Annotated in this window: 1 protein-coding gene; it reads left to right on the top strand. The window is 46.4% G+C overall.

Translation table 11 applies throughout. The features are described from left to right. On the top strand, positions 1-603 hold a 603-nt coding region (locus R7R24_RS28480), incomplete at both ends, for a type II secretion system F family protein (RefSeq protein WP_318120420.1).

Raw genomic sequence — 603 nt, 5'->3', positions numbered from 1 at the left:
GATTATTCTGTTTTCTCGTCAGTTGTTCAGCTTAACTAAAGCTGGTGTGCCTTTGCTGCGCTCAATGCGCGGCTTACTGCAAAACTGTGAAAACAAGCAGCTAAAAGAAGCGCTAGAAGATGTGGTTTCTGAGTTGAGTAATGGTCGTGGCTTGTCGTCTGCGATGCAGCCGCACAACAAAGTGTTTAGTCCGTTATTCGTTTCCATGATCAACGTGGGTGAGAATACTGGTCGACTCGATGAGGCATTGCTACAGCTAGCAAACTACTATGAGCAAGAGCTAGAAACACGTAAACGCATTAAAGCCGCGATGCGCTATCCGACGTTCGTTATCGTATTTATTACCATCGCCATGTTCATTCTGAACATTCTGGTTATCCCCGAGTTTGCATCGATGTTTACTCGTTTTGGGGTTGAGTTGCCGCTTCCAACTCGGATCTTGATTGCGACGTCCAACTTCTTTGTTCACTACTGGGGATTGCTCATTGCCGCTATGGTCGGTGCACTCTTTATGTTCAAAGCTTGGGTTGCGACAGCAGATGGGCGGGAGAAGTTTGATAAATTTCGCCTCCGCTTACCAATCGTTGGCGATATCGTAAATCT

The sequence above is a fragment of the Vibrio sp. 704 genome (assembly GCF_033339295.1).
Note: the sequence above shows the minus strand (reverse complement) of the source record. Positions and strands in the feature narration are given on the sequence as shown.